Below are 24,769 nucleotides of genomic sequence, written 5' to 3'. Positions count from 1 at the left end.
GCCGGGGGGGCCGCCAAGCCACAAGCGGGGGTGGAGACTAACAATAGACTTGAACCAGCCCGGGCGCCTGCTCCCATCGCGGCCGTGAACGAACGCCGGACCACCCTAGCCGACGTCGCCCGCAAAGCCGGCGTCCACGTCACGACCGTTTCCCTGGCGCTGCGCAATCATCCGCGGCTGCCGCAGGAGACGCGGACGCGCATTCAGAAGCTGGCGGAGCGGATGGGCTACCGACCCGATCCCTACCTGCAGGCGCTGGTGGCGTACCGCAGCAAGACGATGCCGCGGCGAAATCCGCCGACGCTCGCATACGTGACCAACTGGAACACGCGGTTTGGCTGGCAGAAGGTGACCGCACACCCGCAGTTCTACGCCGGCGCGGCGGCCAAGGCGCAGGACCTCGGGTTCAAACTGGAGCATTTCTGGATGAGCGAGCCGGGGCTGACGCAGGCGCGACTGAACCGCATCCTGGAGACGCGCGGCATCAACGGCCTGATCATCGCTTCGCACATGCGGGAGCAGGACGTGGCGCTGGAGTTCGACTGGGCGCACTTCAGCGCGGTGAAGATCGACTATTTCCCCCATCAGCCAGGCCTGCACAACGTGACCAACAACCAGTGCAGCATCATTCGGCTGGCGCTCCGGCAGGTGCTCGCGGCGGGCTACAAGCGCATCGGCTTCGTCATGCACCGCGGCTGGGACCACAGCGTGGATCACCTCTGGTCCGCCGGCTTTCTCTGCGAACAGGCCAACGTGCCCGTGGCCGACCGGATCCCGATGCTGATGTTTCCGGAAGCCGAGCCCGTGGCGGCATGGATGGCCGAGAGCCAGGCCGACGTCACCGCGCCCACCGCGGCGTTCCAGCGCTGGTTCCGCAAATACGAGCCCGAGGTGGTGATCAGCAAGTCCTCGTTCGTGCAGCCCTGCTTCGCCGAGCTGGGACTGCGCGTGCCACGCGACCTCGCTTTCGTGGATGTCTTCCTGGAGGACACCGCCCGCGGCCGGATCGCCGGCGTGCGGCAGAACCACGAGGAAGTCGGCGGGCTGGCGGTGGAAATCCTGGCCGGCCAGCTCCACCACAACAAATTCGGCGTGCCGGAGATCCCGACGACGACGTTCGTCGCGGGAACCTGGTTCGACGGCGCCTCGTGTCCGAATCGGCGGCAACAGGATGACCCGAGCGCCACGCTGTCGGCGTCGGTTCGGTAGCGCGTTGCCCGGAGATGCGCCTTGGGGCGGCGGCTTGTTTCAGGGGCGGCGCGCCCACGCAGTCCAGGGGGCACAAAAAAGCCGCGCCAATCGGGAGATCGGCGCGGCGGAGAGAATCGCAGGACCTAGAAGCGCCCCTTGATGCCCGCGGTCCACAAGGAACCGTAGATGCTGTACTGCTGCAGGTGCCCCGGGACGTTGGAGTAGACGATATCGGGCGCGTTGAAGATATTGCGGCCGGAAACCATCAGCTCGAGCTTCGACGTCAGCTTGTAGCCCGCGCTGATGCCCCACAGCTCGCGCGACGCGCGATAGAGGACGCCACCGTTGACGGTGGTCGGCGTGGCGCTGAGCGCGCTGGTGCGCGCCGTGCCCTGCCAGCTCCCATTTACCTGCACCCGGAAGCGGCGATAGGAATATTTGAGGCCCCAGTTGGCCGACTTGTTCGGCGTATTCACCCGGATGCCATCGGCCATCACGCGGGTGACCGAGCCGTACAGCCCGAAGCCCTTGAAGATGCGCGGCAGGAAGGTGAGCTGCTGGTTGTACTCGAACGTCAGGCCGTTCGTATAGCGAACGCTCGGATCGTTCTGGGCGCTGAGATACCGGTACCCCGGATAATCGGTGTCGCTGTAGCCGATGGTCGTGGGATCGGCGATTTCCTGGCCGGTGACCTGCATGTCCTGCAACCGGAGCCGATAGAACGAAACGCCAACCACGCCAGAGGGCTCCAGGAAGTACTGGAGACCGGCGTAGTACTTGGTGGACTTTTCCGGCTTCAGCTTGGGATTGGGGACCGTGACCGTGTTGTTGGTGTCGCTGACCGAAGTCGCCCCCGCGAGATTGCCATAGTCGGGGCGGAGGATCGCGTCGCTGAACGCAATCTGGCCGACGAGCTTCCGGGTGAAGTCGAACTTGATGCCACCACTCTTGAACCAGTTGCCATAGCTGCTGTGCCGCCGGCCCTGCACGCCGTTGTTGTACTGGTAGATGATGCCTTCCGGGGTGCTGGCGAAACCGGCGGCCGGCGCGCCCGTGCTCGTAAGCACGTAATGCGCGGGATCCGCCGCCACCTGGGCGGCCGACCCGATCACCTTGTAGCCGGCGGTGTAGACATCCTTCGCCGGCCGCACATCCCAAATCTTGGACGTGTCGCCCGTGCGCTCGTACCGCACGCCAAAGTCGAAGCGCATTTTCTTGTAGCGGGTCTGCGCTTCGACGTACGCGGCCGAGATCTGTTCAATCAGGCCCTTGGTGTTGGCCAACCGGCGCTGCAGGTTGCCCGTGTCATTCTGCAGGAAGTACTCCGGATGCTCCCGGAACAGGTCGTACGTCGCGTAATTGCTGTCCGCGCGCCAGTTCAGGTCGTTGAAGTTGCCCGCGTCGAATCCGATGATCTTGGCCTGGTAGTTCTTCGTGTAGGGCACGGTGGCCTGATTCTGAACCCCGGTGGGCCCGACGAACGTGTAGGCCACATAGCCACCTTCATTGGAGTTCCAGGAGTTGGTCCGCGTCCCGCCGCCGGTCAGCACCTTGATGGGCTGGTCGCGAATCCACAGGTCCTTTTCGAAATCGAGATAACCACTGAACATCTCGTTCGTCGTATCCGAGTTCGCATCGCGGACACTGTTCGTGCCATAGGCCTTCCAGTTCTCCGGGTTGCTCCAGTCGTTCGTGGGCGTGACGTTGGTCTGCGTGATGGTCCAAGCGATCGACTCGCTGTCCGGCCGGTCCATGACGAAGCCGCCGAGATTCGTGATGGCACTGTCGTCCCGCTGGAAGAAGCCCTTCATGCCGGCGCGGAAATTGTAGCGGGCGTTGGAATAGCTGCCGCGCAACGTGGCCTTGTAGGTGTCGCCCTTATACTCGATCTTCGGGGCGAAGAGGATAACCGGCGTGTCGGCAAAGCGGTGGGAATACTCGGTCGCGACGCGGGTGTTCGTGGTGCCGGACCCGATGATGTGGGTTGGCGTGGAACCGGCGGCGACGTTGGAGGTGCTGGTGCTGCCGAAATACAGGAACGTGTACTGGTTCACATACTCCACGGCATAGTCCGAGTAGGTGCTGCGCAGCGACAGCGTGAGCCGGTCGGTGAGCTTGTAGTCGATGCTGAGATTCGCCGCCTCGCGCGTCGTCTCCTTCGGGCCCGCGCGCCACATCGCCCGGTAGGGGATGCCATCCGGATACTTGCTCGGGTAGATCCAGTCGAGCTGGTGACGATCCTGCTCAACGAAGTTGGCGGAATAACTGAGGCTGAATTCGACGCCCAGCCGCCCGTGGAAGTACACGTCGCCGAAACTGATCTGGCCCGTCGGGAAGATGCGGCTGTGCTTCTTGTCATCCGGGAAATATTCCCGCCGCAAGTGCGAGTCGGACGTGCCGACGCCACCGAACTGGAAGGAGAGCTCGCGGTGCCGGCGCTGAAAGGCGTACTTGCTGCGCAGGTTGATGGAGCCGCCGGGTGAGTCGGCGTCCATGTTCGCGGTCAGCGTGTTGTTAAACTCGATCGACTCGATGCCGGTGATCGACATCTGCTCGAAGGAGTTCTGCCGGCCCGCGTTGTTGTTCGAGGTACCCGTCGGCATGCGGGCGCCGTCGGTGGTGAAGTTCGAGTACTTTGGATCCAGGCCACCCACGCGGACGGCGCTAGTGTCGACCTCGACGTAGTCGAGGGAGAGACCGGGCATCGACTTCATGAACTCGCCCACGTCGCCCATCGTCAGGTCGCCGTAGTTGTCGGAGGCCACGACATTCTTGGCATTCGGCGCGGCCCGGCGCTCCATGATCGCCTTCGACTGGCCCTCGCGCTCCGCCACCACGCTCACGGTCTCGAGCGTGATCACATTCTCGGAGGCGGCCATCGCCTGCAGTTCAAAGTCCCGCGTCGCGGTGGCGCCGGCGGTGACCACGACCTTGTCGGTGACGCTTTGGGCACCGGTGTAGGTCACGGTCACCCGCACCTCGCCCGCCGGCACGCCAGCCAGACGATAGAAGCCCGCGTCCTCGGTGAACGCGCTCACGTTGGTGCCCTCGACGCGCACCTCAGCGTTGCGGACGTATTCCTTGGTTCCGGTGTGATAGACGCGGCCGATCACGACGCCGGTGGCCGGCTGGGCGAGCGCCAGGGAGGAAAGAAACGGCAGCAGCAGCAGCGCTGAAGCTCCGGTGCGCCGCACGAGGCGGGCGATGAGGGGCACGAGGGGGATGAGCATGGCGGTTAGGGTGTAGAATAAATATTCCGCATTGACATTCATTCTTTTGAGCCCGCTGATTCCCCGTGTCAATCCTTCGCCGGTGCCATTTACGTTACAGCCTCACGCACCCCATCCCGAATCGGCCAGCCCGGCCCCGACTAGCCGCGCGGGGTTCGCCACACCCCGCGCACCGGCCGCTTCCGACCGTCGCTACATACCAATGTCGCATGATTATTCTGACGATCAGCTCCGGTTGGTGGCGCGCCTCTATTATATAGACGGCCTCGGGCAGAGCGACGTGGCCCGCTTCGCCCGCGTCTCCCAGGCCAAGGTCTCCCGCCTGCTCGCCGTGGCCCGCGAACGCGGCATCGTCCGCATCACGGTGGCGGATTACGATCCCCGCCGCCCCGAGCTCGAGGAGCGGCTGCGCGCCCGGTTCGGGCTGCGCCAGGTGGTGGTGATCAAGTGTGGCGACCGGCTGGGCACCGACGTCCGCCGCTCGGTCGGGCATTTCGGCGCCGCGGTGGTCGACGCCCTCATTCCCCCGCGCGCCATCGTCGCGGTCGCCGGCGGGCGCACGATTCACGAGCTCGTGCTGCAGCTGCCCGTCGCCCGCAGCAAGGCCCTGACCATCGTGCAGGCCATGGGCAGCGTTGATTCCACGACCAGCATTTACGACGCCCACGAGGTGGGGCGGGTCGTCGCCCAGCGCCAGGGCGGCAGCTTTCTCGCCCTCAACACCCCCGCCTTCATCCCCGAACGCCGCACCCGTGATGCCCTGCTGGAGCTGCCCCAGGTCCGTCGCGTTCAGGAACACCTCGACCGCGCATCCGTCGCCCTCGTCGGCGTCGGCGTTCTGGGCAACTCGGTGTTCGCCGAGCGCGGCACCCTCGACGCCACCATGGCCGGCGAACTCGAGCGGGCCGGCGCCGTCGGCGAAATCTGCGGCCGTTTCCTCAACGCCGCCGGCGCCGAGTGCGCCACGAGCTGGCGCCACCGGGTGATCAGCATCTCCCTGGAGCAGCTCCGGCGGATCCCGGAGGTCATCGGCGTCGTTTCCGGCGCCGATCGCACGGCTGCGATCCTCGCGGCCCTCCAGGGCGGCATTCTCAAGTCTTTGCTCATTGATGAACTCGGCGCGGCCGCCCTGCTCGCCGCCACGCCTGCGGCCCCGCGCCGCAAAACCCGGCCCTGACGCCGCGTCCAGCTCCAATCCGATGGCCACCAGCACCACCCAACTCCCCTCCAACGGCTCCCGCCTCACGCTTGCCGAGGCGCTCGCCTGCGCGAACGACACCCGCGCGCTGCACGTCGGTCCCGGCGTCCTCCGGCTCGTGCCCGAGGTCTTCCGCACGCACTTCCCGGGCGCGCGCGCCATCATCGTCGCGGACCCGCGGACGTTCGCGCTCGCCGGCCAGACCGTGGCGGCCGCTCTGGCCGCCGCTCACATCGAGACCCTGCCGCCGTTTATCTTCACCGACCCGGCCCTGTATGCCGAGTTCAAGTACGTCGAGCAGCTCGAGGCGGCGCTGCGGTTGCACGACGCGATCGCGATCGCCGTCGGCTCCGGCACCATCAACGACCTCACCAAGCTGGTCACCCACCGCACCGGCCGGCCGTCCTACCTGTGCGTCGGCACGGCCGCCTCGATGGACGGCTACACCGCCTTCGGGGCGTCCATCACCTTCGAGGGCGCAAAGCAGACCTTCAACTGCCCCGCGCCCCGCGCGGTCGTGGCGGACACCGACATCCTTTGCCAGGCGCCCACGGCGATGACCGCCTCGGGCTACGCCGACCTCTTTGCCAAGGTGCCCGCGGGCGCCGACTGGATCCTCGCCGACGCGATCGGCGCGGAACCCATCGACCCGCGCGCCTGGGCCATCGTGCAGGGCGGCCTGCGCGACGCCCTGGCGGATCCCGCCGGCGCCCGCGCCGGCAAGGCCTCCGCCCTCATGCCGCTCGTCGAGGGGCTGATGCTCGGCGGGTTCGCCATGCAATGGACGAAGACGAGCCGGCCCGCCTCCGGCGCCGAACACCAGTTCAGCCACCTCTGGGACATGGAGCACCACACCCACCAGGGGGCGGCCCCCTCCCACGGCTTCAAGGTGGGCATCGCCACGCTCGCGGTCACCGCCTTCTACGAGGCGCTGCTGCGCCAGCCCCTCGAACAACTGGACGTCGAGGCGGCGGTCGCCCGGTGGCCCGACGCCGCGGCCATCCGGCGCACGACGGAAACCCTCTTTACCGGCGACGAGTTCCTCGCCACGGCGGTGCGCGAGACCCAGGCGAAGCACGTCACGCCCGCCGAGCTGCGCACGCAGCTCACGCGCCTCCGCGCCGGCTGGCCCGAGCTGCGCCGCCGGCTGCAGACGCAGCTGATTCCGTTCGCGGACGCCCGCGCCCGGCTGCGAGCGGTGGGCGCGCCCACCGACCCGCGCGAAATCGGCATCCCGCTGGAGCGCCTGCGCCGCACCTTCATCCGCGCGCAGTTCATCCGCCGCCGCTTCACCGTGCTCGACCTCGCGCTGCGCGCCGGCGTGACCGAGGCCTGCCTCGACGAGATCTTCGGCCCGCGCGGCCCCTGGGCCCCCGCCCACCCCTGAAACTGCCCGGGCCGGCGCCGCGCCGGCCCTTTCCCGCGGCTGAGCCGCGCAAACTCCCTATGCGCATAGATATTCGATGCGAGTTGAGCTGGCCCTTCGCCGCCCGCTTCTCCACGTTGCTGATCCTCCCGCCATGAACGCGTCCTCCGCCTCCGCCCCCGCGCCCGCCACCCCGGAATCGAACCCCGAGGTCGCGCGCCGCTTCCGCTACTGGCAGACGCGCACGCTGGTGTCGCTGATGTTCGGCTACGCCGCGTTCTACTTCGTCCGCAAGAACCTCAGCTTCGCGATGCCGGCAATGCAGGAGGACCTGCACATCACGAAGGCCGACCTCGGCCTGTTCCTGACGCTGCACGGCCTGCTCTACGGCGTGTCCCGCTTCGTCAACGGCATGTGGGCCGACCGCGCCAACGCCCGCTACTTCATGGTCGCCGGCCTGATGCTCTCGGTCGTGGCCAACGTCTTCTTCGGCTTCAGCTCCAGCGTCCTCTTCCTCGGCGTCGCCTGGATGGTCAATGGCTGGGTGCAGGGCATGGGGTTCCCCCCGTGCTGCCGGCTCATGACCCACTGGTTCCCGCCCGAGCGCCTCGCGACCAAGATGTCCATCTGGAACACGTCGCACTCCATCGGCGCCTGGGTTGCCGCCGTCTTCTGCGGCTACATCGTCGCCTTCGGCTGGCGCTGGTGCTTCTTCGCCCCCGCCATCCTCTGCACGCTCGCCGGCATCATTCTCTTCCTCCTGCTGCGCGACACCCCGACCTCCGTCGGCCTCCCGGAAATCCAGGTCACCGGCACCCAGCACGCGCACAACGAGGACAAGAGCACGGAGGAGTACAAGACCTTCGTCCGCCGCCACGTGTTCGGCAACCCGTACATCTGGTGGATCTCCCTCGCCAACTTCTTCGTCTACATCCTCCGCTTCGCCGTCCTCGACTGGGGTCCGACGCTGCTGAAGGAGATGAAGGGCTTCTCCCTCCATCACGCGGGCTGGATGGTCGCCGGCTTTGAGGTCTCCGGCCTCATCGGCATGCTCCTCGCCGGCTGGGCCACCGACAAGTTCTTCGGCGGCCGCGGCGCCCGCATGTGCGTCCTCTGCATGATCGGGGCCGCCACCTCGCTCTTCGCCTTCTGGAAGATCCCCGGCGACTCGCCCGTCATGTCCATGGTCTTCCTCGGCGCCGCCGGATTCTTCATCTACGGCCCGCAGGCCCTCATCGGCATCATTGCCGCCAATCTCGCCACCAAGCGCGCCGCCGCCACCGCCGCCGGTTTCACCGGCCTGTTCGGCTACGCCAGCACGCTCATCTCCGGCTGGGGCCTCGGCAAACTCGTCCAGACCTCCGGCTGGGACATCGCCTTCGGCGCCCTCCTCGGCGTCGGCGCGATCGGCACCTTCATGTTTATCCTCGCCTGGCCCGCCAAGGCCCATGGCTACGACGAGTAAGCCTCCGATGCCTGCGTCCTCTCCCGCTTCTTCCTTCTCTCCCGCGCTCGCGCGCTCGCTGCGCGGCCTCCGCCACGTCGCCCTCGACATGGATGGCACCATCTACAAGGGCGGCACGCTCTTCGCGTGCACGCTGCCCTTTCTCGAGCGGATGAAGTCGCTCGGCATCGGCTGCTCCTTCCTGACGAACAACCCGTCCAAGAGCGCCGCCGACTACCTCGCCCATCTGCGCAAGATCGGGGTCCCGGCCGCGCCCGACCAGCTCTACACCTCGGCCCTGGCGACGATCGACTTCCTCCGCAGCCGCCGCCCGGAGCTCCGCCGCCTCTTTGTCCTCGGCACGCCCAGCATGCAGGCCGAGTTCGCCGCCGCCGGCTTCACGCTCACCGCGGACGACCCCAAGGACGAACCCGATGCCGTCGTCGTCGGCTTCGACCTGACGCTCACCTACGCCCGCCTCTGCCGCAGCGCATGGTGGATTCACCGGGGCAAGCCCTACTTCGCGACCAATCCCGACCTCGTCTGCCCGACCGATCTGCCCAACGTCCTCGTCGACTGCGGTTCGATCTGCGCCGCACTCGCCCAGGCCGCCGGCCGCACCCCCGACCAGACCTTCGGCAAACCCGACCCGTCCATGCTCGACGGCATCCGCGACCGCCATGGTCTGCGCTCCGAGCAGATCGCGATGGTCGGTGACCGCATTTACACGGACATGATGATGGCGCACCGCGCCAAGGCCCTCGGCGTCCTCGTCCTCTCGGGCGAGGCCACCGCCGCAGACGCCGCCGCCGCCAACCCGCCTCCCGACCTCGTGGTCCCCACGCTGGCCGAACTCGGCGAAGCCATCGCCACCGCCCGCTCCAACCCAACCTCCCTATGACGGCAAACACGGTTCTCTCCCGACCGGAAATCCAGGCAAAGCTCACCGCCGCCCCCCTCGACGTCTTCGTCATCGGCGGCGGCGTTGTCGGCAGCGGCGTCGCCCGCGACGCAGCCATGCGCGGCCTGCGCACGGCGCTCGTCGAGCAGCACGACTTCGCCTTCGGCACCAGCAGCCGCTCCAGCCGGCTCCTCCATGGCGGCATCCGCTACCTCGAACAGGGGCGGGTCGGACTCGTGCATGAGGCCAGCGTCGAAAAGAAGACGATCCGCGACATTGCGCCGCACCTCGGCGATCCGCTGGGCTTCCTCTTCCCGTCCTACAAGGGCAAGGGCTGGCCGGTCTGGCAGCTCCGCATCGGCGTCAAGATTTACGACCTGCTTTGCGGCGGCCGCAATTTCCAGCCGTCCCGCGGCTTCAACGCCCGCGAGACCCTCGAGATGCTGCCCACCCTCCGCAGCGAGAAGCTCGGCGGCTGCGTCCGCTACTTCGACGCCCTCACCAGCGACGCCCGGCTCGTGTACGACACCCTGACGTCCGCGGCCCGCTACGGCGCCACGGTCGCCAACTACCTCCGCTTCGTCGACTCCACCCGCGAGGGTGACCTCTGGAAGATCCAGCTCGAGGACAAGATCACCGGCCAGAAGTACGTCGTCCAGGCCAAGACCATCGTCAATGCCACCGGACCCTGGGCCGAACAGATCCGCCACAGCTCCGTGAAGCTCCGGCTCAGCAAGGGCATTCACGTCGTCATCGACCGCAGCCGCCTCCCCGTGCCGGCCGCCGTCGTCATCACCGAGGGCAAGCGCATCATCTTCGTCCTTCCCTGGGGCAAGCGCGTCATCATCGGCACCACCGACACCGACTACCAGGGCGCCCCCGAGGACGTTCGCGTGGCCAACGAGGACGTCACGTACGTCCTGCGCGCGGTCAACGACTACTTCCCGTCCAACGCGATCAAGGAAAAGGACATCATCAGCTCCTGGGCCGGTATCCGTCCCCTCATCGCCAATCCGGACGGCACGCCCTCCGACGTCTCCCGCGCCCACCAGATCAAGAACCCGCAGCCGGGCTGGTGGGACATCGCCGGCGGCAAGCTCACGACCTACCGGCTCATGGCCGAACAGGCCGTCGACAAGATCGCCCGCTTCCTCGGCCACAGCGCCGGCCGCTCCCGCACCGCGCAGGAACCGCTCCTGCCGACGGACGTGCCCAACAACTTCAGCGGCATTGTCCCGCCGCCCGTCACACGCGAGGCCGTGGAACACTACGTGAAGAACGAGTGGGCCGTGCACCTTGACGACGTCCTCGTGCGCCGCAGCAGCTGGCACTACTACGAGTCCGGCGACCTCGCCGAACGCGTGGCCACCTGGATGGCCGAGATCGCTGGCTGGACGCCCGAACGGCGCGCCCAGGAGATCGCCGCCTACCGCGCTGCGGTCGGCGTTCCCGTCCCGCCGCCCACCAAGCGCTGAACGTTTTCCATTAGGCCATAGATAAAGCACCCGGGGGCGCCGCAAGGCGCCCCCGTTTGTTTCTCTCCGCCCCTTCAGGGCGGTCACATCTTTCTCTTTCTCGTACTCTTTCTCGTTCTCTCATGACGGCCGCGTGCCGCGGCCGTCATCTGGGCGGTGCGAGATCAAGTTGCCGGTGGCCGCCGGCGCCGGCGGCCCGCGTCGCGCGATGGGTGAAGTTGCGCCGGGGACGGAGCTGCAGTAGCCGCGCCGCGGAGAACGAGAACGAGAACGAGAACGAGAACGAGAACGAGAACGAGAACGAGAACGACGGGCGAGGTGACGGGGCAGGGACGGGCGGGAGAAAGAGGACGAGTAAGAGGAAGAGAGAGAGCTTAGGGGGCGCTCCCCCCCTGGGGCCTTTTCCGCCTTCCGCTCACCGGATTACCTGTTCACCGTGGCTCGCGAACGCCGCCGTCCCGCCTCTCCCCTCGTGTGACGCGTCGGCGCGCCGCCTGCTTTCCCTCTCCCTTCTCTCCATGTCGACTCCCGCCGCCACCACTCCGCCGCCCGAACCCGCCCGCGTCCCGCGCCAGATTCCGCTGATCATCGGCAACGAGGGCTGCGAGCGCTTCGGTTTCTACGGGATGCGGAACATCCTCACCGCCTTCCTCGTTTCTTCGCTCCTGCTGTACCTGCCGGAGTCCGAACGCGGCCCGGAGGCGAAGGAGATCTTCCACACGTTCGTCATCGGCGTGTATTTCTTCCCCCTCCTCGGCGGCTGGATCGCCGACCGTCTCCTCGGCAAGTACCGCACCATCTTCTGGCTCAGCCTGGTGTACTGCCTCGGCTTCGTCTTCCTTTCGATCTTCGACACCTCCAAGCCCGGCTTCTACACCGGCCTCCTTCTGATCGCGCTCGGTTCCGGCGGCATCAAGCCGTGCGTCGCCGCCTTCGTCGGCGACCAGTTCGACCAGACCAACAAGCACCTGGCCCGCGTCGTGTTCGACGCCTTCTACTGGATCATCAACTTCGGGTCCTTCTTCGCCTCGCTGCTGATGCCCATCTTCCTGCGCAGCTTCGGCGCCAAGATTGCCTTCGGCGTGCCCGGCGCGCTGATGTTCATCGCCACGCTCCTGCTGTGGATCGGACGCAAGCGCTACGTCATGGTCCCGCCCGCGCCGCGCGACCCCAACTCCTTCCTGCACGTCTCCATGACCGCGCTGAAGTCCGGCACGCCCGGCATGGCGCTCGCCATCCTCGGCCTCGTCGTCGGTCTCGGCGCCCTGATCGCCGCCCCCAAGATCGGTTTCGTCATCGGCGCCTGCGTGGCCCTTGTGGCCGTGATCGCCTTCGGCGGCGCCGGCGTCTGGATGCAGCTCGAGGGCGCCCGCGGGCGTCATCCCGACGAGGCCATCGAGGGCGTGCGCTCCGTCCTCCGCGTGCTGGTGCTCTTCACGCTCGTCACCCCATTCTGGTCCCTCTTCGACCAGAAGGCCTCCACCTGGGTGCTCCAGGGTGACGCCATGACGAAGCCGTCCTGGTTCCAGTCCTCCCAGATGCAGGCGCTCAACCCGGCTCTGGTGATGATCCTGATCCCCCTCAACAACCTGGTGGTCTACCCCGCCCTGCGCCGCTTCGGCTACGAGCCGACCGCGCTCCGCCGCATGACTGCCGGCATCGCGCTCTCCGGCGTCGCCTGGATCATCGTCGGCACCCTGCAGGTGCTCATGGACCGCGGCAACGCGCTCTCCATCACCTGGCAGATCCTTCCTTACGCCTTCCTCACCCTCGGTGAGGTCCTCGTCTCCGCCACCGGCCTCGAATTCGCCTACAGTCAGGCCCCGCTCTCGATGAAGGGCGCACTGATGAGCTTCTGGAACCTCTCCGTGACGATCGGCAACCTCTGGGTCCTGGTGGTCAACGCGGGCGTCAAGAACACCGCCGTCACCAACGCCATCAAATCCACCGGCTTCGGCGTGACCGCCTTCCAGATGTTCTTCTTCGCAGTCTTCGCGTTCGTCGCCGCGCTGTGCTTCGGCCTGTACGCCATGCGCTACAAGCTCGCCGATCACTACCGCCGCGCCTGACCGGCGGCCCAAGGCTGAAGGAGCGAAAGCCGGAGGCCTGAAGCGATCCGACTGAAGCCGGAAGCCTGAGGCCAGATCCGATCCGCTGATCTGATCGATCCGACACCGCTTTCCGGCCTCTGGCCTCCGGCTTCCGGCTTCTGGCTTCCCTCCTCCGGCTTCCGGCTTCAGCCTTTCAGTCCTTCAGCCATTTCGGTCAGCGCGCGGCCGAAAGCGCTGCACGTATCACCGGCTCCATGACGTCGGCCTGGCGCCAGAAACCGAGGTCGCTGGCGTGCGAACCGTCGGTCGAGCCTTCCGCATCGGTGCCGTAGAGCGCGTCACCGGGGATGTAATACAGGTGCTTCACGCCGTCCTGCTGCAGGCGTTCGTACTGGGCCTTCAGCGCGGCGTGATTCTCGGTGTGGAACTTGTCCGTCGCCGGCAGGATCCACGAGTTCGTATGCCGCCGGTCCTCGACCAGGATGATCGGCGTGTCGGGATGGGCCGCGCGTAGCTGCTGCACCAACGGCACCGTCCGCTCCGCCACCAGCGCGGGATTCATGTTGGGCAGGCAATCGATGACGTACACCGCGGCATCCACCTGCGTGAGGAACGCGCCCACGGCGGCATCCATCTTGCCGTTGCCAGAAAACCCAAGGTTCAGCACCGACCGGTCAAACCGCCGGCCCAGGATCGCCGTGTGCACCATGCCCGGACGCGAGGCGCAGGCCCCGTGCGTGATCGAGGTGCCGTAAAACACGATCGGCTTGTCCGTGCGGGGAGCGAGGCCCTCGAACTTGGCCCCTTTGGGCACGCCAATGGCCAGCGATTGCACGCCGTTGTACAACGGCAGGTACGCCGCGTACTCGCGGTAGCCGGGCGCCAGATCCTTGACCAACTCGGCCTTCACCTCCTGTTTGCCGGGCCTCGCCACCTGCACCCAACGCCAGTGTCCCTGCTCGTCCCGCGCGTACAGATCCACGCCACTCACCCCCGTCGCCGGCATGTGCGGCATCGCCAGCCGGTCCTTGGTCAAAAGGTAATGGACGTGGATGCTCGTCGCGTCGGTCTTGAACCGGACCATCATGCCGGCCGAGTCGCGGCTGAGGTTCCAGACGTGCTTGGTCACCGTCTGCTCGGCCGACGCCGGCAGCCGGTCGAACCAGCTCCGGCGGGTTTGGTCCACCCAAGCGCGGCCTTCGACGCCCCACGTGGTCACGTCATGCCAATCGAGTTCGGCGACCACTTCCTTGCTCGCCGCCAGCGAAGGGTCGGCGCGCACCGTGGCATCGGGCGCCGAGCTCGCCGCAGGTTTTGGGGCGTCGGCCGCGGGCAGCGCCGGCACGAGCGCGGCGGCAAAAAGCAGGGAGAAAGGAAGTCGGGGAAAAGCGAAGCGTTTCATCGGGGAGAAAGACGTCACGCTGGCCTCGACGGCTTCATCGGTCAACGCCCTCACCCTCGTCCGAATGGCCGCGTCAGGGAACAGTGGTCAGACTCCAAACGTCGGAAGCCAGAAGCCGGGAGTCGGAAGCCAGAGGCCAGTGCGGGTGAGTTCAGGACATCCTATCCTTGTTAGCTGAGTTACGTAACCGGCCGCTTCATCTGCGCTAACCTAGATGAAGCGGCCGGCTTTCTGCACCCAGAAGAAATCGCGGAGCAATTTCTTACTCGGCGATCTCGTAGATCTCGATCAGCGCCACGCCCGTGCCGCCATTCACGCCGGAGACCTGCGCGGTGTAGGTTCCGGGCGCCAACGTCAGGATCAGGGCGGCGTCTCGAGAGCTAGACGCCAGCCCAAAGGCGCCGGTCCCGGAGGCAGCCGCCGCCACCTCGGCCGCCACGCTACCCGCCCCCTCGCCCCAGTTGTCGTTCTCAGCCACGAGCTCGGTCTGGTGGAACAGCCGCAGGCGAGGATCGGCCAGCACCCCTCCCACCCCGAGCTGCTGGAGTCCCGGACCGACACCTCGGACCAACAGTTTCTTGGGCGCGTTACCCGTCACCACGAAACCGCCAATCAGGACATCCTCGCCAGTGCCGACATACCCGCGGGTCGAGATATTGACCAAGCGCTGGTACTCACCCTGCGGATTCACGCTGGCATCATAGATCTCGGCCATCGCGACACCGGTCTTGCCGCCGTCGTAGACGTGCGCGGTGTAGACGCCGGGGGGCAACGTCACCAGAATGGCCGCGTCGGCGCTGCCGGGCGCCAGGTCAAAAGCGCCGATTCGTCGGAACGTCTCCATGATCTCTCCGGCATTCCCGGCTTCGCCCCAGTTGTCGTTCTCCGCAATCAACACGCTGCCGCGGTAGAGACGTAGCTTCGGATCCGGGAGCACGCCATTGAGCCCAAACGCAGTCAGCCCCGGGCCGACGCCGCGGAGCAACAAGCGCTTCGACTCATTCCCCCCGACGACAAATCCCGTAATCAAGACCCGCTCGCTGCCACTCATCCGACCACGTGAGGACAGATTCACGAGTCGATCCGTCCGCGTGGTCGCACCCCCGATGCCGGCGAACGTTTCCGGCGGCTGGTTGGGCCGGATCAGCGTGCCGGTCACCACCGTTGTCGGCGCGTCCACCGAGCCTGAGATCGTGACGTCGCCGGATGCCGTCACCGCAAACGTGCCGTCATTTGCCGCCGTGCCGCTGGCGCCTTCGACGAGCGTCGGAGTGATGGCCAGCACATAGACCTGGTTCTGCGTGCCCACGATCGTGTAGATCGCGCCCGTGGCCGTCTGCAGCGACGCCGACTCGTAGTAGCCCGCGATCCCGGTCGTCGGCCCCGTCGGCGGCACCAGTTGCGCATCGAAAGACACCCCTAGCGCCGGCACCGCTCCCGTGACGACCGTGCCGTTCACGAAACCGCGGAAGACCCGCGTCTGCGTCGTCAATGCCGACGAGGTCACCGCATCGATCTTTTGCGCGTGCGCCAAGGCGTTGCCGCTCGTGGAGGAACCAGCGAGGTACGTCGGAACGGCCGCTTCCCAGGCACCGTCCGGGCCCGGTGTGAACTCGACCACGAAACCCTCCCCGTTCGGGAGGGTGCCGATCATGGTGCCCTTTCCGCCATCGGGCGTGATGCTGATCGCGATACGGCTCCCACCGATTGTTCCGAAGTACACGAGCGGACCAACCGCGGTCACCGAGAACGTCTGCGTGACCTCCGGCGCCGCGTTGTAGGTCTCATTGCCCGGCTGCGAGGCCCGCACCTCCACCTCTCCCGGAGTGCCCACCAGGGTGAGGGTGCTTCCACTCAACAATGCCGGCCCGCGCACCACCACGAGCGATACCGGCAATCCGGAACTCGCCGTCGCATTCAGGGCGAAGGGTTGGTCACTGGTGAGCTTCTCCCCGACGGGAGAGAATGTGATCGTCTGGTCGATCTTTTCCACGGCCGCCAGGCTCACGGTCGCACTCGCCGGCAGGAAATTGCCATCGCCCGCCTGCGTCGCACGCAGCGTCACGGCACCGCCGTGCACCACGAGCGACGATCCCGTCAGCGTCGCGTTCCCGCTCACGACCGTAAACGTCACCGGCAACCCGCTGGTCGCGGTCGCCGTCAGCGTCACCGCCTGGCCCGCCTTCACCCCTGACGGCGTCGGGAACGACACGATTTGCGCCGCCTGCGCAATCTCGAGCACACCCGATGTCGCGGCCGTGTAGTTGGCCGCATCCACGCTCGCGGCGACGGCGTACACCCCGGCTGCCGTTGGCGCGGTCGCCGCCCCATCGTAAGTCAGCGTCACCGGCAGTCCGACCGGCACCGTCGTGGCCGTCGCCGCCTTCGGCGCACCGTCATACACGGCCGCCAGTCCACCCAGCGTCACCGTCGCCACGGCGCGCGTGATCGTACCCGTGAGCACGGGCGGCGTCAGGGTGTAATGCCGGGACCGGCTCCCGGTCAGCCCCAAGCCGGTCACGGTGACCGCCTTGCCAGCACCCGCATTTGGATCGGCAAACACCGCCACGGCACCACTCGCAACGAGGGTGACCTGGTCGTCGGAGATCCGCCCGATCAACTGCGCCGCGCCCAGATTGAGCGTGGCGGTCGTCGTCCCGTCGTAGGCGCGGTTTGGCACGGTGATGCCGGTGACGGTCAGCGCCACCTGGCCAACCTCAAGGCTGAGCGTCGCCTGCGCGGTATTGCCGGCGGCATCCTTCGCGGAAAGCGCGACGGCAAAGGTACCCGATGTCGTCGGCGTGCCACTGATGACGCCGGTGCCACCCGCGATCGAGAGGCCAGCCGGCAGCCCGGCGGCATCGAACGCCACGGCGCCGCCCGCAGCCGTAACCGTACAGCCGCCAAAGACCGCCATGTACCGCCCGGAACTCGTCGGGCCGCTGGTGATCGTTGGCGCCGTGGTATCGACCGTGATCGTCGTTGCCGGCGACAGCGCGCTGCTGTTGCCGGCGGCGTCCTTCGCCCGCGCCGTGAAGGTGTGATCCCCTTCCGCCAAAGTTGGGGTGGTGATGGACCAGCGGCCATCAACCGCGTCGGCCGAGCCCACACTGGCCTCGCCGTCATAAAGGGTGACGGAAACGCCGCTTTCCGCGGTACCGGTAAACGTCGGCGTCGTTGCGGCCGTGACATCATCGTGGTCCGAAGCGCCGGTGTCGCTCTCAGGGGCCAAATCGGGCGCGGACGGAGAATCCGGCGCCTGGTCATCCACCACTTCCACCGGCCCCGAATACGTAACGAGGGTCCGCGCTTCCGGATCGCCTTGGTCGGTCGCACTCTGGTGCGTGAGCTTGACCCGGAAGCGGTACACGTGATTGGGCGCGACGCTGGCGGTGGCCACTGAGTGTGGTGTCCCAGCCCAAGTGACATCCGCCGCCGACCACGTCGTCTCCTCGTCCAGCTGCTGCTCGATCGCGATCGTCGTGGCCGCATTGAGGATATCAATGCTGTCACTGGTCGCGGGCAGCTTGAGGTCAACGGTGCCGGCGGTCCGATTGGCCTTCTCAAGGTACGGCCAGCGATAGCCTCCCAGCACCGTGTAGTAGGTGGCGTTGGTGCTGGAGGTGGAGTCGACCACCAGCACCTCATCCGTCTGGTCCAGTGACACCGCCGAAGTGTTGGTGACGTTGGCGCTCCGGAGATTCTCGCCGAGGGCAAAGGCCGACGCGCTGTCCGTCACCGTAATGCTGTTCACGGTCACGGTCGGCCGGGACGCCGGGTTGATGAGGAGCGACGAGTAGGCACGCGTCACGTCGATACCCACGGAGTTATCCGCCAGCGTGTTCCCGGAGACATTCGCCGTCAGCGGGTAATAGCCGATCAACGCGATCGCTGCGCTGCTGTAGCCGAGTTGGGTCGTCGCGTCGTAACCGCGGATCTGATTCTGCCGCACCGAACCGGAACCGCCGTAGAGGTAAACCGCGTACTCATAGCCGTCGGAGTTGCGCAGGCGGTCCGGGTGATCCGTGCCGCCGAACGTGTTCGCCTCGATGGTGAACACGCCCCCGCGGATCGCGACCGCGTTACGGAAGGCGTTCGACGCCGACACCGTTGACGAAACGAACCGGACCTCGTGCGCGCTGGGTTCGGCGTGAATGCCGAAAGCGAGGTTGTTGCCCGGCGTCGGGTTATTGTGGAAGTCTTCGAGCGTAACCCCCTCACCGTCGAAGGTCCCGCCCGACTTCACGTCGATCACGCAAAAGAAGCCATTCGCCAGCGCGTCGGCGCCATTGTTCTGGAGCGTGACGTTGCGCAACGTGAGCGCCCCTCCCGCGTCGATCGCGAAGAACACCCGTTGGTCGGTGTACGTCGGCAGTGCGGCGCTGCTCACGGTGACGTCGTCCGCCCGCACAACATCCACGCGCACACCCGCTCCGGCCTGGATCGTCGCCCCATTTCCCTGGATGCCAACCGGGCGCGTGATGCGGCCGCCAGCATAGTGATACGTCGCCCCTTCCTGCAGGTAGATGCGCTCGACCGCCGGGTTCCCCAAATAGCTGGCCAGCGCATCGGAGTCAGCAGCCGACACATCGGTCTCGACTCTCGTGACGAAGTTCCAGGCTGAACCCGTCATCGCGGCCGAGCCAAAGTTGGCAGCGTTCAAGAAGGCCCCACCTTCGATCTCCACCGCGTACGCGGTGCCCGAAAGCAACGTGATGCCAGGCACAATGGTTACCGTTCCGCCGCTGATCGTGACTCGCTGGGCGTCGCCGGCGTCAAGGGCCGCCGCCACCGCACTGTCGCCCGTCCGCCGGATGACGATCTTCTTGCCGGCCACGGCCGTAACCGACTCGGAAAAGCCAATGGAAAGAGTCGCGCCGGGGCTCACCTCAACCGCAGCCACCGCCGGCGTGAAGGCCATTGGTATCGGCCGAGCATTCACGAAAACCCCACTCGTGGTGGGCCGGGTGAAATCGAGCGTAGCCGTAAGCCCGGCCGCATCCTTGATCGTCCCCCCGCCTGGCACGATGGCGCTGCCCGGCGTCAGGCCGTCAATGTCCCGATCATCTGCCTGGACGGTGTAGCTGAACGTCAGGGTGTCCGTGCCGGACCCCGAGGCATACGCCAGCGCGCGCGTGCTACTGCCGATGATCATGTCGATATAAGGCACGCCTCCGGCGGTCGTGACGGCAACCGGCGCGTTGAATTGAACCGTGAGGGCCAGGGTGTCGCCCGTCTGGTACACGCCGTCCGGCGGAGCCAGAACGGCCATGATGCGCGGTCCGGTCGTCGCCACGGCGAGCGCGAGGTTGAAAACACCGCCCCAGTTGCTCCCGAGGGCGACCACGGTTTTGCCAGCCAGCGCACCGCTCGTGTCAACGGCGACAGGCAGCGGGGTATCCGTCCCCTCGGTGTCATTGCCGAGCTGGCCGTAGTCGTTGAAGCCCCAGTCGTACACCCGCCCCTCCGTGGTCAGCGCCGTCGTGTGCGAGTCGCCGCCGGTGACGGCGGCCACGGTCTTGCCATTGAGCACGCCGGCGGCCGAAACGATCCCGGGGTCGTTGCGATTGGACTTGGAGTTGTTGCCGACCTGGCCGTGGTCATTCTCGCCCCACACGTACACACGACCGTCCGCCGTGAGCGCGATGCTGTGGTCCCAGCCGCAGGCGATATCCACGACGGTCTTCTGGCCGTAGGCGCCGCCATGGTACACCGGGTTCGGCAGGCTGCGGTTGGTGCCGAACATGTTCGTCCCGAGCTGGCCGTAACCATTGCTGCCCCAAGCGTAAACCTTGCCCTCGCTCGTCAGCGCGAGGACGTGCTCCGAGCCCGCCGCGATCGCCGTGACAAACTTGCCGTTCAGCGCCCCGCTCGTTCCGACCGCCACCGGCTCGTTGCTGAAATCGACAAAAGCGTTGTGCCCCAACTGGCCGTCACCCCCGTCTCCCCAGGTGTAGACAAGGCCGTCGTCCGTCAGCGCGACACTGAACTCGTCGCCGGCCGCCACCGCCACCACGCGCTTTCCCGCCAGTGCACCGTCCATGTACACCGCAACCGGCACATTGCTGTCGGTCGTGCTGCGGTTGCCAAGCTGACCCTGGGCATTTCGACCCCAGGCGTAGACCCTGCCCTCGGCGTCCACCGCCAGGGCATGATAGCCGCCCGCGGCGATCGCCGTGATCGTCTTGCCCTGCAGCGCGCCCGTCGTGCTGACCGGTTGCGGGGCAAACCAGTCTCCGTTCGTGCCGACCCCGAGCTGGCCATCGGCATTGCGTCCCCACGCGAAGACCTGCCCGTCGGCCGTGAGGCCTATGCTGAAGTAGCCGCCCGCCGCCAGGTCCACGAGATACTTCCCCGCGAGCTTTCCCGTCGTGTGCAGGGCCGAGGGCATATGCCGCTCCGTTGTGGTGTTGTCGCCCAGCCTCCCGTACACGTTTCGTCCCCAACCGACCGGGAACGACGCCATCATCGGCACGTAAATCTGCCCCATCGAGAACCCGCCGCTCACCGGCTGCGCACTCCTGTCCACGATTCCGGTGCCGGCCCCCTTCAGGTCCAGCCGCACCGTCCCGACGCCGGAGAGCCCCGTGATCGTCACCGCATAGGTCATCGCGTCGACCGCCTCGACGTTCCCAACCACCCCGAAGGCGCTCATCGTCTTGTTCAGAACGAAGTCCGCCGCGTCCACGCCGGTGACGGGTTCGCTGAAGGTCACGCGATAGACGACACTCGTCGCGGGCGTGCCGACTGTTCGCGGCGCCCACCGGCGGATGCCGGTCACGATCGGCGCCGTGTCGATGCGGACCAGGGTTGTGTCCGGTGGCGTAAACGACCGTTCGGCGTCGACCGCACCGCCACTGCGCATCGTCGCGCCATTGAGCGCGACCGAGTCGGCGCAGGTGATGCCATCCGCATCGTTGTCCCCCGGCTGCACCGTGTGGCGGAACGTCAGCGCGGTCGTACCGCTGCCCGCCGCATAATACGCCAGCCGCCGCGCGTTGCCGATCGTCAGCGTGAGTGTCGGCGTGCCACCCACCACGGTCACGACGCGATCAAACGCGAGGGTGAAGTCCAGCACATCGCCCGCACCATACGTGCCCGCATTGGGTCCCGTGGCCTGCACCACGACCGGCGCCGGGGGTGGACTGATGGCGAGGGAATATGCTTGGCTCGCCGTCCCGGGACCGCCGGCTTCGGTCGCCTTGATCGTAAACGAGTAGCTCCCTGCCACCGTCGGCGTACCGGCGATCGTCGCCCCCGCAGTACCGCTGCCCACGAGCGACAGACCAGGCGGTAGCGTGCCCACAGACACCGCGAAGTTGAACCCGGGCGGACTCGCGACCCCGGAGACGGCGAGCGAGGCCGAGTACGACTCACCCAGCGTGCCATTCGGCACCGTCGAAGGGCTCAAGGTGTAGCCCGGCGCCGCGCTGGCCACAGTGGCCAACACCAGAGCCAGGGCGGGAAGAAGCCCGCGCACACGCGAGCCGGAGCACAAAAACCGCAGCATGACGGCAGACGCCGTCCAAATCGAAGTGGACATGGTGGTAGGAACGCCCTCAGGCGAGCGCCCTTGGAAGCGGCTTGCGAAGCGGTCTATCACCCAGTCGCCAGAGTAATTTTACTCTACGACCTTGCGACGCCTACCGGACCACCCAAGGTTTTCCCGCGTGACCGGGCCCACACCCACCAGCAAGCCAGCGAGTCTCGATCCCACCACCTGCCATTTTGTCGTCGTCGAAGACGAGTCGCTCCTCCGCGATCTCCTGGCCAATTCGCTCAGCCAGACCTTCGCTCCGGCGGCACTGCATGCGTTCGCCGAGGGCCGCGCGGCGCTCCGCCACTGTCTCTCCCACCCCGTGCAGCTGCTGCTGGTCGACCTCGGGCTACCCGGCCTCGATGGTCGCGAGGTCATCCGTCAGGTCCGCGCCCGGGATGCGCGGGTCCGCGTGATCGTACTGACCGCCCAGGCGGATGCCGCGCTGCCCGCCGAACTGATCGCCCTCGGCGTGGCCGGGTTCGTCGACAAGGGCTCGCCGCTCGAACACGCGATGCGCGCTGTCGAGCGGGTGCTCGCCGGTGGCATGTACTTCTTTGCCGGGGTCATGCCCCAAGGCTCGCGTTTCGCGCTCCACCCCTCGGCGCCCGGGCGGGTCAGTGCGGCCGTCCTCTCGGCGCGCGAACGCGACGTCGCCCGCCTCGTTGCCAGCGGCCTTACCTCCAAGGAAATCGCGCAGCAGCTCGCACTCAGTGTCCGCACCGTGGACAACTACCGCGCGAACGTGATGCAGAAAGTGGGCGTGCGCGATGCAGTCTCCTTGGCGCGCTGGTGGCTCGAGCAGGGGCGGGCCTGAGCCGCGCGGCACCGGCGGGCCGCGCCGTCGTCAACCGGATGGCGCGAGCGTGCGCGTCGCCGGCGCAGCCGGTGCGGGTTCGATTGTGACCGGCACGCCATCCACCGCCGCGCGGTCTGCGGTTGAGCGATCCGCCAGCAGCGGAACCTCGAAGACAAACTCGGCGCCTTCGCCGGGAGAGGACTCAACCCCGAGCTGGCCGCCATGGAGCGCGATCATTTCGTGGGCGATATAGAGGCCGAGTCCGCTCGACGATTCGCCCGCGGTCGGTTGCGCCGACAAGGTCTGGAATGGCTGGAACAGGCGCCCGAAATCCTCCGGTGCCAGGCCGGGACCTTCGTCACGGACGCGGAGCGAGGCCCGGCCACCGGCGCACTCGACGCTGACGTGAATGCCCTTGCCCACAGGGGTGAACTTCAGCGCGTTGCTGATCAGATTGTCTATCACCTGGGCGAGCCGGGATGCATCCGCCAAAACGATGGCTGGGGCGCCGGGCAACCTGATCGTCAGCACCTGCTCCTTGGCCTCCGCGGCCGGGCGGAGCAGCGCGACGCGGGCCTCCGCGAGCGCTCCGAGATCGCAGGGCGCGCGACGCAGTTCCACCCCGCCAGTCTCCAGCGCGGAGAGATCGAGCAGATCGCGGATCAGCGAGAACATCCGCTCCCCTTCCGCATGCATGCGGGTCGCCAGCGCCTGATTGCGCCCCATCTTTTCAGGGTGGCGTGAGATCTCGTCCGCGCCGCTCACCAGACCGCGCAGCGGCGCCTTCAGGTCATGGGAAACAATACCCAGCAGCCGCGTCTTGAGCAGGTTGGCATCATCGGCGGCCTGTTGCGCCCGACGCGCCTCCGCCAGCACGCGACGTTCGGCCGCCAGCTTGAGCCGCTGTCGGCTCACCACGGCCGCCACCGCCACGGCGCCAAGGAGGAGCAAGGCCCCAAGGCCAAGTTGCAGCTGCCGGGCACGCTGCAGCTCGGCCGCGCTCAGCTCCTGATTGCGCTCAAGCAGCTCGATCTGCTGCCGCCGCCGCTCGGCGCCGTACCGCGCCTCGAGCAACGACATCTGCTGCCGCGACTGCTCACCGAGAATGGCCTCGTTCTCCTCGGTCAGCCGGCGCTGGTAATCCAACGCAAGCGGAAGATTCCCCGCGACCTCGTGCGCAATGGAGAGCTGCTTGTACGCCTTGGCGACGCCCATGCGTCCACCAAAACCGCGGGCCAGCTCCAGGCTGGCATCGAGGTACCGAACTCCCTCCTCCAACCGCTGTTGTTTCACGAGCACGCGCCCAAGCTGCCGGTAGGCGTTGCAGAGATGACGCTTCAAGCCGAGCCGCTCGTAGATCGCAACGGCGGCCACGAACTGCTCCCGGGCCTCGTCGAACTTTCGCTCGCTTTCAGAGACGTATCCGAGGTTCTGCAGGGCATCCGCCACCCCCCGTTCATTGCCGGCCTCCGCGTTGATCTGCCGCGAGCGCTCGTGCGCCGCGCGCGAGCCGGGGAGATCGCCCACGGCATCGAGATAGTTGCCCAGCACGCGGTAATAGTCTCCGAGCCGGCGCGGATCGCGCGACAGCTCGGCGAACTTCCGCGCCTCCTCGAGGTGGCCTTTCGCCTGCGTCAGGTCCAGGAACTCCCGGTACAGCGTGACGACGCCAAGGTGGGCGTCCGTGAGCAGGCCGGAATCGTGGACGGCCTCGCCAAGCCGGATGGTATCGTGAAAGTGGCGCAGGGCCGTCGGATAATCACCCACTGCCCAGTAGGTGCGCGCGAGGACGTACAGGAACGAGGCCCGGAGCCGGTCGTCGCCAAGGGTGGTGGCGGCCTCAAGCCCCTCTTGCGCGAGCTTCAACGCTCCGGGGTAGTCGGCTTGCTGCCGGATCAAGCTCGCCAGCGCCGCCTGTGCCGCCAGCCGTTCCGCCGGCGACCGGGCCAGCGCCAGCGCCCGCTCGGCCGCCGCAGCCCCGCGCGCGGCATCGACGGCTTCCAGGCGCTCCGCCAGCGCAATCAGCTGCGCCGGGCGCTCCGAAGGTTCGGTCCGTTCGATCTGGTGCTCGAGCGTCTCGATATCGTCGACGGCCCCGCCGGCCGTCGAACAGGCGGCACCGATGACGAGGAGCACGGCAAACCGACGCGCAAAAGGCATGAGGTGGGAGTGGGG

General features: G+C 67.1%; 12 protein-coding genes. 8 read left to right on the top strand and 4 right to left on the bottom strand.

Annotation, left to right across the window (positions count from 1 at the left end):
* Positions 1-84 precede the first annotated feature (84 nt).
* Positions 85-1,209 carry a LacI family DNA-binding transcriptional regulator gene (locus DB354_RS16920; RefSeq protein ID WP_107836817.1) on the top strand — a complete coding sequence of 375 codons (1,125 nt, stop codon included), beginning with the start codon at positions 85-87 and terminating at the stop codon, positions 1,207-1,209.
* Between the two features lie 125 nt (positions 1,210-1,334).
* Here DB354_RS16920 and DB354_RS16915 read toward each other — a convergent pair whose 3' ends face one another.
* Complete coding sequence (locus tag DB354_RS16915; RefSeq protein WP_107836816.1) at positions 1,335-4,421, bottom strand: TonB-dependent receptor; 3,087 nt, start codon at positions 4,419-4,421, stop codon at positions 1,335-1,337.
* Between the two features lie 202 nt (positions 4,422-4,623).
* Between DB354_RS16915 and DB354_RS16910 the strand changes: the two genes are divergently transcribed.
* From DB354_RS16910 to DB354_RS16885, 6 genes are all read left to right on the top strand, one after another.
* A complete protein-coding gene (locus tag DB354_RS16910) occupies positions 4,624-5,598 on the top strand; it encodes a sugar-binding domain-containing protein (protein WP_107836815.1) in 975 nt (324 codons plus the stop codon).
* 22 nt (positions 5,599-5,620) lie between these two features.
* A complete protein-coding gene (locus DB354_RS16905; protein WP_107837088.1) occupies positions 5,621-7,006 on the top strand; it encodes a sn-glycerol-1-phosphate dehydrogenase in 1,386 nt (461 codons plus the stop codon).
* Positions 7,007-7,139: 133 nt separating this feature from the next.
* Complete coding sequence (locus DB354_RS16900; protein ID WP_107836814.1) at positions 7,140-8,450, top strand: MFS transporter; 1,311 nt, start codon at positions 7,140-7,142, stop codon at positions 8,448-8,450.
* Between the two features lie 7 nt (positions 8,451-8,457).
* Entirely contained in the window at positions 8,458-9,330 is an 873-nt protein-coding gene (locus tag DB354_RS16895) for an HAD-IIA family hydrolase (RefSeq protein ID WP_107836813.1), read from the top strand.
* The gene (locus DB354_RS16890) at positions 9,327-10,805 is read left to right on the top strand and encodes a glycerol-3-phosphate dehydrogenase/oxidase (protein ID WP_107836812.1); all 1,479 of its coding nucleotides are present in this window, start codon (positions 9,327-9,329) and stop codon (positions 10,803-10,805) included. The genes DB354_RS16895 and DB354_RS16890 overlap by 4 nt, the downstream gene beginning before the upstream one ends.
* Positions 10,806-11,323: 518 nt before the next feature.
* Positions 11,324-12,874: an oligopeptide:H+ symporter gene (locus DB354_RS16885; RefSeq protein WP_107836811.1), complete on the top strand. Its 1,551-nt coding sequence runs from the start codon at positions 11,324-11,326 to the stop codon at positions 12,872-12,874.
* Between the two features lie 196 nt (positions 12,875-13,070).
* Here the strand turns inward: DB354_RS16885 and DB354_RS16880 are convergent, their stop codons facing one another.
* On the bottom strand, positions 13,071-14,258 hold the full coding sequence (locus tag DB354_RS16880; RefSeq protein WP_107837087.1) for an SGNH/GDSL hydrolase family protein: 1,188 nt from the start codon (positions 14,256-14,258) through the stop codon (positions 13,071-13,073).
* 262 nt (positions 14,259-14,520) lie between these two features.
* Complete coding sequence (locus DB354_RS16875; protein WP_107836810.1) at positions 14,521-21,801, bottom strand: Ig-like domain-containing protein; 7,281 nt, start codon at positions 21,799-21,801, stop codon at positions 14,521-14,523.
* 127 nt (positions 21,802-21,928) lie between these two features.
* Between DB354_RS16875 and DB354_RS16870 the strand changes: the two genes are divergently transcribed.
* On the top strand, positions 21,929-22,612 hold the full coding sequence (locus tag DB354_RS16870) for a response regulator transcription factor (RefSeq protein WP_107836809.1): 684 nt from the start codon (positions 21,929-21,931) through the stop codon (positions 22,610-22,612).
* 30 nt (positions 22,613-22,642) lie between these two features.
* Here the strand turns inward: DB354_RS16870 and DB354_RS16865 are convergent, their stop codons facing one another.
* The gene (locus tag DB354_RS16865; RefSeq protein WP_107836808.1) at positions 22,643-24,754 is read right to left on the bottom strand and encodes an ATP-binding protein; all 2,112 of its coding nucleotides are present in this window, start codon (positions 24,752-24,754) and stop codon (positions 22,643-22,645) included.
* Positions 24,755-24,769 lie beyond the last annotated feature (15 nt).

Source organism: Opitutus sp. ER46, assembly GCF_003054705.1.
Taxonomy (GTDB): domain Bacteria; phylum Verrucomicrobiota; class Verrucomicrobiia; order Opitutales; family Opitutaceae; genus ER46.
Note: the sequence above shows the minus strand (reverse complement) of the source record. Positions and strands in the feature narration are given on the sequence as shown.